The sequence below is a fragment of the Alphaproteobacteria bacterium genome (assembly GCA_030740435.1).
Classification (GTDB): Bacteria; Pseudomonadota; Alphaproteobacteria; order UBA2966; family UBA2966.
In genome coordinates, this window is record JASLXG010000066.1 from 99,692 (window position 1) to 105,982 (window position 6,291).

Consider the following 6,291-nt stretch of genomic DNA (forward strand, 5'->3'; position numbering starts at 1 on the left):
TCAGGCCACGGTGGTGAGGAATTCCAACAGGTTGTCGTCGGGATCGCGGAAATAGACCGACTGGCCTTTGCTGCGGTCGGCGGCAAAGCGCGGCACCGGGCCCTCGATGACGGCGACGCCGTGGGATTCCAAATGCGCTATTGCCGCCTCGACGGTGTCGTCCCAGCGGAAACAAATGTCGACGGCGCCCGGCGTCGGCTTGTCGGCGACGATGTAGGCCGGGGCTTCGGCGCGCTGCATGTTGATCACGGCACCGCCGATGTAAAGCGGTAGCGAAGAGAGGTCAGTGCTGCGAAACCTGGCCTCGAGCGGTGCCTCGGCCGCCAGCACGGTGGTGTAGAAGGCGAACGAGGCCTCGAAATCGGCAACCGTCATGGCGATGTGGTCGATGCCGCGAATGGCGATGGTCATGCGGGGCTCCGTGCTTGTCGGCGTGGGAAGAATCTGTCACACCTGGGCGTTTGCCGGAAGGGGGGCATATGGACGAAAACGACCAGCAGAAGACAATCGAAACGGCGCGCCAGGCCTTCAACGCCAAGCTGCACGGCGCCGAATTCCAAGCCGAAATGGCGGACGACGCCCAGCTTCCCTGGCTCCTCGAGGGCCTCGCGCCACGGCCCGGCGGGCGTTACCTCGATCTTGCCACCGGCAACGGCTATGTCGGCCTGGCCCTGGCCGGCCGCGAGCCGGCATGTCAGGTCACTGCCGTCGATATCGCCGCCGCAGCCCTCGCCGCCAACGCCGAAAAAGCCGGCGCGGCCGGTCTTAACAATATTCACTTCGAGGCGGTAGACGGCATCGGGCTGCCCTTCGGCGATGGCATCGGCTTGCCCTTCGACGAGGGCCATTTCGACGCTGTGGTCTGTCGTTATGCGCTGCACCATTTCCCGTTGTTGGCTACCACGCTGGCCGATGTCCATCGGGTGCTGGTGGCGGACGGCCGACTGGTCGTCGCCGATGCCATCCGTGACGAAACCGATGAGGTCGATTTCGTCAACCGCTTCCAGGCCCTGCAACCCGACGGCCACGTGCGCATATATGGACGGGAGGCGTTGTTGCAGATTTGTGCCGCTCAGGGTTTCGCGCTCGGGGGCAGCCACCTGACCGAGATCGCCTTTTCCCGCCCGCTCGATGCCGCCCACCGGGCGCTGCTGGCCGAGACGGCGCCGGAAATACTGACGCTGTATGGCATCGAAATGGATCGCCAGACCGTCAGCGCCCGTCTTAAGGTCCTCAACGCTCGCTTCAGGCGATGCGATCGCCCTGCTCGACCGTCACCGCCCGGTTGTCGACGGCCGGCAACATGCGGGCCGGATCGCGGGTGACGACGACGTCAAGCACGGTCGGGCGCTGGCGCTCGGCCAAGGCGGCCTGCAGCGCGCCGGCCAATGCGGCCGGTTCTTCGACCCTGATCCCGTGACACCCCATGGCCCCGGCCACGGCGGCGTAGTCGGTCTCGGCCAGATCGCTGGACTGGTAGGCGCCTTCGCCGTACATGGTGTGTTGTAACGCCTTGACGTAGCCCGAGGCGGCGTTGTTGACGACGATGACGGTCAAGCCCAGCCCCAGCCGGCGGGCCGTCTCGAGCTCGCCCAGCACCATGTTGAAGCCGCCGTCGCCGGTCAGCCCGACGACCGGGCCCCCGCCCATCTCGCGGGCCGCCAGATCGGCCCCCATGGCGCCCGCCAGGCCATAACCGATGGAAGCAAAGCCGCGGTCGGGCACGAAGCCCCGGCCCGGCCGTTTGGTGTCGTACAAAAGGCCGCCCCAGTGGCCGGCAAAGCCGCCGTCGGCCACCAGCGTGGCGTCGGCCGGCAGGCCCTGGTTGAGCTCCTGCATCAGCCGCGCCATGTGGACAGGCGTCTCGTCGGAACCAACGCGGTCGGCCACGGAGAGCCACCAGGCCGCCATGCGTTCGGCCACCTCGGCGCCGTAGCCGGCCAGGCGTTGGCCCAGACCGGCGCTCGCCAGGGCTTCGTCGAGGTCGCGGATGCCTTCGCGGGCATCGGACCAGAGAGCCAGCGTCGGCGTCACGCTGCGGCCGATTTCCTCGGCCACGATGTCGAGGTGGATCAGCGGCACGCCGGCGGGCGGCAATTGATAGCGCTTGGTGGCGATTTCGCCGAACTTGCAGCCGATGGCCAGCAGGCAGTCGCTTTCTTCCATCAGGCCGTTGGCGATGCGGTCGTAGCGGCCGAAGAGGCCGGCGTTCAAGGGACTTGTGCAGGCGATCGCTCCCTTGCCGCTCATGGTATGGGCGACGGGGATGTTGTGGCGCTCGGCAAAGTCCTGGAGCGTCTCGGCGCCGCCGCTCAGGTGCACGCCGCCGCCGGCCAGGATCAGCGGCCGCCGGGCCGAGGCCAGCCGCTCGGCGGCCTCCAGGAGACCGGCGCGATCGGGCCTGGAGCGCAATGCCGGGACCAACACCTCGAGCGCCGCGAATTCGTCCTCGAAAGGGTACGTCGCATGGGCCACGTCCTCGGGCACGTCCAGTATTACCGGCCCGGGCCGCCCTGAAGTGGCGACCTGGAAGGCACGGCGCACCAATTCGGGAATGCGTTCGGTGTATTCGACGCGGATCAGTTCCTTGCAGGCCGGGCGCAGGATCTCGGTCTGGCGGCTTTCCTGGGTCATGTTCTTCCAGGAATGGAGACGGTGGCTGTCGCCCACCAGCACCACTAGCGGCACTCCGGCGTTGAGGGATTCGACCAGCCCGGTGACCAGATTGGTGGCGCCCGGCCCCAGCGTCGCATCGCACACACCCACCCGGCCAGAGACCCGGGCGTAAGCGTCGGCGGCAAACACGCCGCAGCGTTCGTCGTTGATCAGCGTATGAGAGAGGCCGAGCCTCCGCACGGCGTCATAGAACGGCAGCAACTGGAAGCCGCCCATGCCGAACATGGGGCCGGCACCCTGGGCCGCAAGCGCCCGGGCCAGGGCCTCGCCGCCCGTCATCTCGTTGCTGCTCACGGTTCAGCTCGCCATCAAAGCGCGGCCCGCGGCCGCGATCTTTTCCGGCGTCACCCGTACCTGGTCCTCCAGCGGCGGGGCGTACGAAATCGGCGCCCGGGGCGCCCCCAGCCGGCGCACCGGGGCCTTGAGGGCCTTGAACAGGCGCTCGCCGACGGTGGCCGCCACCTCGGCCCCGAAGCCGCCGACGGCCACCGATTCGTGGGCCACCAGCAGGCGCCCGGTCTTCTCGACCGAGGCCAGCACGGCGTCCTTGTCCCAGGGCCAGAGGGTGCGCAGGTCTATGACCTCGGCCGAGATACCTTCACCTTCGAGAGTGGCGGCGGCCGCGGCCGCGTCGTGCAGGCAGCTCGACCAGGAAACGATGCTGAGGTCCGAGCCCTGACGCTCGATGCGGGCCTGGCCGAAGGGGACCAGCACCTCGCCCTCGGGCACCTCGCCTTCCAGCGACCAGAGGTTCTTGTGCTCCATATAGACCACCGGGTCGTCGCAGCGGATGGCGGATTTGAGCAAGCCCTTGTTGTCGGCCGGCGTGGCCGGCGTGACGACGACCAGGCCGGGGATGTGGGTGTACCAGCTCTCCAGCGACTGCGAATGCTGGGCCGCGGACGAGCGCCACATGCCCATGGGCTCGCGCACCACTAGCGGCACCTTGGTCTGGCCGCCCAGCATGAAGCGCGCCTTGGCCGCCTGGTTGACCAGCTCGTCGATGGCGCAAAGCGCGAAGTCGGCGAAACGCAGCTCGGCCACCGGCCGGGTGCCGGCCATGGCGGCGCCGACGCACGAGCCCAGGATGGCCGATTCCGAGATCGGCGCATCCGAGATGCGCTCCGGCCCGAACTCCTCGACCATGCCGCGGTACTGGCCGAAAACGCCGCCGCGGCCGAGATCCTCGCCCACCGCCCAGACCAGCTCATCACGGCGCATTTCCTCGGCCAGGGCTTCGCGGCCGGCGTCGGCGTAGTTCATGATCGCCATCAGAAGGCCTCCTGGCGAGGGTCGCCCGCGTCTTGCACGTCGGCCATGGCCAGTGCCGCGTCGGGCCAGGGCGCCGCCCGCGCCGTGGCGTAGACCTCGGCCATCTCGGCGGCGGCCTCGGCGGCTTGGGCCTCGAGGTCGGTGGCGGCGACGCCGGCAGCTTCGAGCAAGGCCCGCAAACGGACTATGGGGTCGCGCTTCCAGGCCTCTTTGACTTCCTCGGCCGGGCGGTAGCTGGCCGGATCGGCAGCGGTGTGGCCACTCAGGCGATAGGTACGGCAGAGCAAAAAACGCGGACCGCCGCCGCCGCGCACGGCTGCCACCAGCTCGCGCACCGCCTCGTCGACCGCCACCATGTCGTTGCCGTCGACGGCGCTGGCCGGGAGGCCCAGGGCTTCGGCCCGGGCCACCGGGCCGGGGCCGGCCGTCATGTCGGCGGTGCGGGTGGTGGACGCAAAGCCGTTGTCTTCGCAGACGAACAGCACCGGCAGCGCAAATACCTTGGCCCAGTTGAGGCCCTCGAGGAACGGCCCGCGGTTGATGGCGCCGTCGCCGAAGATGGAGGCGGCGATGCGCGGCTCGCCCCGCAGCTTCAGGGCATGAGCGACACCGGCGGCGATGTTGATGTTGGCCGCCACCACGCCGTTGGCACCCAATACGCCGGCCGCCAAGTCGGCGATGTGCATGGAGCCGCCCTTGCCCTGGCAGGTGCCGCCGGCCCGGCCCAAAAGCTCGCTCATCATGGCTGTCGGGTCCGCGCCCTTGGCCAGAACGTGGCCATGGCCGCGGTGGTTGGTGAGCAGGATGTCGTCGACCTCGAGGTTCCGGCAAACGCCGACGGCCACCGCCTCCTGGCCGATCGAGGGGTGGATGGCGCCGTGCACTTCGCCGTCGCAGTGGGCCTCGAGCGCCGCCTCCTCGAAGGCGCGAATGCGGTGCATGAGGCGGTGGAGGTCGAGGTAGCGCTCGACGTCGAGATTGCTCGGAGCGTTAGCGGATGGGTTCAAACTTTCCTCCCGGGCTAGCGGCGGTCGTCAGTGTAGGAGGCCGGCTGGGGGCGTCAAGCGAATGCCGGGTGTTGCCTATGTTGCTTCCCTTGCCGGCGCGTGTTCACAGCGCTGTATACGGCTCCGACAATAAACCAGTTGACCGATCCGCGCTAGTTGTTCCACAATACAGGAGACACCGTTCCGAATAGCGGAATTTCATGAAGAGACATGAAAGCTAACCGAAATGTTGGATCGATTGCGCGCGCGGCACGTGTGCTTGAGGTACTGGCAAGTGCGCCCGCGGGTTGTGGACTTTCCGAACTGATCGAGCGAACGGCGTTCACCAAGACGACCACGCACCGGGTTCTCGCCTCGCTGCGAGAGGTGCGGTATGTCTCGCAGGATCCAGAGACCCGTGTTTACAGTTTTGGCATCGAATTAGCGGCGCTGGCTCATTACGCGAATCAAACGAACCTCGGCTCGCTGGCTGAACGCGGCATGAACAGGCTGGCAGATCTCACCGGGGATACGATTTTCCTATCGGTGCCCGAGGGCGCGGCATCGGTTTGCGTCGCCCGCAAGGTAGGCAGCTTCCCCATTCGCACTCTCACCCTCGATCGCGGCGACCGCCGACCGCTTGGGATCGGCGCGGGCTCGCTGGCGCTTTATTGCGCCATGCCGGCGGGGCGCCGCGCCGCCATCGGGCGGGTCAACGCGAACTGGTTGCTGGAATACCGATCGTCCCCCGCGGCTCTGGAGGCTTTAGAGGCCGAAACCGAAGACCGCGGCTATGCCTTGAACAGTGGCGGTGTGGTGCCGGGAATGAGTGCCGTAGGCTTGCCCATAATAACCGCATCCGGCCGTCTCGTCGCCGCGATCGCAATTGGCGCGATCAACGACCGGATGACGCAAGAGCGGATTGAAACTGTGCTTATCCCGGCATTACGCAATGAAGCCAACCGCCTTTCAGACCGCCTCAGCACGTTGGAAAGTAAGAATTTGGTATGAAACACAGCAACAATAGCACCATGCAGGGCCTGGCACTTCCGGCCGTGGATGGAGCGTATTCGGGCATTGTCCATCCCATCACCAGGGAGGGACATATTGCCTAAAACGATGCGGTACTTGCTGGTTATTGCCACCAAGCTGGAACAAATAATCCGTTTTTTTGGGCGCCTCTCTGCCAACTCGCCCTTTGCCAATGGCTGCGGCGAGGTTGGATTGGTTATCGTGCTGGGCGGCGTTGCCGTCGCCGCCGGCGATTTGCTGACCGCATCGGCATCGGCACCGACTTCACCCAGGGCCACGGCGGATCGTTTTTCGAATGGCTCACCCGGGACAAGGGCTATGCGCG

General features: G+C 67.0%; 6 protein-coding genes and 1 pseudogene. 3 read left to right on the forward strand and 4 right to left on the reverse strand.

All coding sequences use genetic code 11. From position 1 onward, the window contains the following. Nucleotides 1-411, reverse strand: coding sequence for a VOC family protein (locus QGG75_07855; GenBank protein ID MDP6067150.1), 411 nt, complete (start codon nucleotides 409-411; stop codon nucleotides 1-3). 68 nt (nucleotides 412-479) lie between these two features. On the opposite strand from QGG75_07855, the gene QGG75_07860 reads away from it, so the two are divergent. Beyond that, nucleotides 480-1,325 (forward strand): class I SAM-dependent methyltransferase, encoded by an 846-nt coding sequence (locus tag QGG75_07860; protein ID MDP6067151.1) that lies wholly within the window; start codon nucleotides 480-482, stop codon nucleotides 1,323-1,325. Here the strand turns inward: QGG75_07860 and QGG75_07865 are convergent. Genes QGG75_07865 through QGG75_07875 form a run of 3 tightly spaced genes read right to left on the reverse strand, consistent with a single transcriptional unit; the run spans nucleotide 1,246 to nucleotide 4,889 of the window. Then, a complete protein-coding gene (locus QGG75_07865; GenBank protein ID MDP6067152.1) occupies nucleotides 1,246-2,970 on the reverse strand; it encodes a thiamine pyrophosphate-binding protein in 1,725 nt (574 codons plus the stop codon). The genes QGG75_07860 and QGG75_07865 overlap by 80 nt on opposite strands. 3 nt (nucleotides 2,971-2,973) lie before the next feature. Then, nucleotides 2,974-3,948, reverse strand: coding sequence for an alpha-ketoacid dehydrogenase subunit beta (locus tag QGG75_07870; GenBank protein MDP6067153.1), 975 nt, complete (start codon nucleotides 3,946-3,948; stop codon nucleotides 2,974-2,976). Continuing rightward, nucleotides 3,948-4,889, reverse strand: coding sequence for a thiamine pyrophosphate-dependent dehydrogenase E1 component subunit alpha (locus tag QGG75_07875; protein MDP6067154.1), 942 nt, complete (start codon nucleotides 4,887-4,889; stop codon nucleotides 3,948-3,950). The genes QGG75_07870 and QGG75_07875 overlap by 1 nt, the downstream gene beginning before the upstream one ends. Before the next feature lie 276 nt (nucleotides 4,890-5,165). Between QGG75_07875 and QGG75_07880 the strand changes: the two genes are divergently transcribed. Both QGG75_07880 and QGG75_07885 read left to right on the forward strand, forming a co-directional pair. After that, nucleotides 5,166-5,945: an IclR family transcriptional regulator gene (locus QGG75_07880; GenBank protein MDP6067155.1), complete on the forward strand. Its 780-nt coding sequence runs from the start codon at nucleotides 5,166-5,168 to the stop codon at nucleotides 5,943-5,945. A gap of 260 nt (nucleotides 5,946-6,205) precedes the next feature. Continuing rightward, nucleotides 6,206-6,291 (forward strand): annotated as a pseudogene (locus QGG75_07885) (hypothetical protein).

Bases quoted from the DNA above. Each gene is read 5' to 3' on its own strand.
- QGG75_07855 (MDP6067150.1), bottom strand. From the start codon at position 411: ATGACCATCGCCATTCGCGGCATCGACCACATCGCCATGACGGTTGCC.
- QGG75_07860 (MDP6067151.1), top strand. From the start codon at position 480: ATGGACGAAAACGACCAGCAGAAGACAATCGAAACGGCGCGCCAGGCC.
- QGG75_07870 (MDP6067153.1), bottom strand. From the start codon at position 3,948: ATGGCGATCATGAACTACGCCGACGCCGGCCGCGAAGCCCTGGCCGAG.
- QGG75_07875 (MDP6067154.1), bottom strand. From the start codon at position 4,889: ATGCACCGCATTCGCGCCTTCGAGGAGGCGGCGCTCGAGGCCCACTGC.
- QGG75_07880 (MDP6067155.1), top strand. From the start codon at position 5,166: ATGAAAGCTAACCGAAATGTTGGATCGATTGCGCGCGCGGCACGTGTG.